This is a genomic window from Bradyrhizobium sp. Ken51 (assembly GCF_055807435.1).
In genome coordinates this window covers 1-2,667 of record NZ_JBVVPB010000097.1, presented here as the reverse complement: position 1 = coordinate 2,667, position 2,667 = coordinate 1, and the positions used below count along the sequence as shown (strand labels likewise).

The window sequence follows — 2,667 nt, the reverse complement described above, 5'->3', positions numbered from 1 at the left end:
ATTCTGAATTGCAGATGCGTGTGAAACGGGAAAGCCGCGGTCTGCGATGGCGGATTGCGTCCGAAAACTGCCACGCCTCCCCGTACCGGCCTACAGCATGCCCTCACACGCATCGCTTCACGGCTTGCGGCGATGCCGCGTTGGATCGCGCGGGCGCGCGGTTTGTGAAAGCCAAGTTGCAACTCGGCCGAGGCCAAGCACTCGTTTAGCGTTGCCACAAGAGCAACGTCCTTTGTCGAGTTTCTCTTTTGAACAGAGAAGAATAGGCCGCATGCAGCGGCTTCACGGCACTACGCCGGAAAAAGCTCGCCGGGATCGAACCGGCCTCAAACTCTTGCGCGTCACATCGGCCGCATCGTTGAGCCTGTACTAACGTAAGAGATCGGGGGACGTGCGGCGTACATGCCTAGGCGTGCACGAGGTCAGCTTCCGAGGCTAAGGCGGAAGTTGCCGCTCTGAGCGGTCATCGAAGGCTTGTGACCCGACTCGGATATCCGACAGAGGGTTCTGGCGGCTGGTGGTGGCCCATCGAACCAGTGCCGCCGCCGACCGGGCAGACAGCGCGCCTCGCTTGAGACAGCCTCGCTGACGAACTATCGTTGCCCTTGAGAGAGCCGAGACCTCGCTGCATCATGCCGCCAACTGCCCTTGCGTCGCGCAATCGTAGGAGCCGGCATCCGGGGAATGTCGGTTGTGATGCATCGGGTGGTGCCTCCCTCGTCTCTGCTCCAAAATGGGGAAGATCCCGATGATCGTTACCGCAACATACGATCCCTCTCTCGTTGCCCTGTCCATCCTGGTCGCGGGCTTCGCGTCTTACACCGCCCTGGATCTCGGCGAACGCGTGGCGCTGGCCCAAGGACCCACGCACCGCATACCCACGCAGCGCGTACCCACGCACCCGATCTGGCTAGCGGCGGCCGCACTCACCATGGGAGGCGGCATATGGTCGATGCACTTCGTCGCCATGCTCGCCTTCGAGCTGCCGATGCCGGTGTCTTACGATGTCGGCTTGACTGTCTTTTCCCTCGTGCTGGCGATCCTGGGCACGAGCGGCAGCTTCTACGTCATCAGTAGCCCGGGCGCATGGCGCCCCCGCGTCGTGCTCAGCGGCGTCTTCATGGGGCTCGGCATCCTCGCCATGCACTACACTGGCATGGCCGCCATGCGGGGGCCCGTCCAATTGAGCTACGACCCCCTGTGGTTCGCGCTCTCCGTCATCGTCGCGATCGGCGCGGCGACGGCGGCGCTGTGGCTGGCGTTCGGAACCGGGGGCGCTGGGCAGAAGCTCGCCGCCGCCATCATCATGGGCGTCGCCATATCCGGCATGCACTACACCGGGATGCGGGCGGCCATTTGTAGCGCTCCCGCCACGATCGAGGACACCCACGTGGATGCGACCCTCGATCGGACCCCCTTGGCGGTGGGGATCGCCGGCTTCGTGCTCGCCGATCTGGCGGCCCTGTTCGCCTCCGTGGCCAAGCGCAAGCGCGCCGCGGAGGCCCTGCGTCAGACGCAGGCGGATCTTGCCCACTTCCAACGGGTCACCGCCATGGGAGAGCTGGCGGCCTCGATTACACATGAAGTCATGCAGCCGCTCGGGGCGGGAATGAACAATGCCGGGGCGGCCTTGCGCTGGCTGGATGGCCAGCCGCCAAATCTGGACAAGGCCCGGGAGGCGCTTGGTCGTACCGTCGAAAACGGAAAGCGTGCGGCCGATATCATCGGCCGCATCCGTGCCCTCATCAAGAAGGAGCCTCCGCGCAAGGATGCCTTGGAGGTCAACGACGCGGTCGTTGAGGTCATTGCCCTGACCCGTGGCGAAGTGATGAAAAACAATGTCTCGGTGCAGACGCAACTCGCGGAGAGCTTGCCGCCCATCCAAGGAGATCGAGTCCAACTGCAGCAAGTGCTCCTTAACTTGATCATCAACGCCGTCCAAGCGATGAGCGGTGTCAGCGAAGGGTCTCGCGGGTTGCTGATCGGCACTGGGAAAGATGCATCGGGCGGAGTGCTCGTCGCCGTGCAGGATTCTGGCCCGGGACTGAAACCGGAGAGTTTTGAACACCTGTTCGACTCATTCTACACCACCAAGCCCGGCGGCATGGGCATGGGGCTATCGATCTGCCGTTCGATTGTCGAAGCTCACGGGGGACGCATATGGGCCACCCCAAACGCCGGACCAGGCATCACCGTGCAATTCACTTTGCCGATTCAAGCCACGGCATCCGCGACCGACGGCGTGATCTTCAATACTATTCAGAAATTCTCCCCCGCCGCCGGCAATAGATGATGAAGGTCGGGCACTCCGAGAAGTCTGGTTCTGTGCGTCGGCTCAAAGCAGTTGGACGTCGGCCGCCGCCGAGGTCTGCTTCTGGGCCCAAAGGCCGACGTGCATCCTTCGGCCTTGACCCAGTGGCGGAGGCAAGCGGACGCGCATTTATAGTACGCGCTCTAAGCCGCAACCCTCTGTCCGTCCCCCAGAGCGGCGTTCAGCGCCGCGACCGCCGCCCGAACCTCCTTCGCGGCCATGCGCGTCGCGTACTGCCCGCCAAATCCCAAAAACTCACCAATCTCCGCCAGTGTGTCGATCGGCCCTTTAATTGCGGTTTGTTGTCAAGCTACCATTCTTCTTCTCTCCAGTGACACGCCGGTAGCGATTGCTCC

The 2,667-nt window shown here is 62.9% G+C and carries 1 protein-coding gene; it reads left to right on the top strand.

From position 1 onward, the window contains the following. Positions 1–748: 748 nt before the first annotated feature. Complete coding sequence (locus AC0L27_RS40895; RefSeq protein WP_473323727.1) at positions 749–2,293, top strand: MHYT domain-containing protein; 1,545 nt, start codon at positions 749–751, stop codon at positions 2,291–2,293. The last annotated feature ends 374 nt before the right edge of the window (positions 2,294–2,667 follow it).

Bases quoted from the DNA above. Each gene is read 5' to 3' on its own strand.
- AC0L27_RS40895 (WP_473323727.1), top strand. From the start codon at position 749: ATGATCGTTACCGCAACATACGATCCCTCTCTCGTTGCCCTGTCCATC.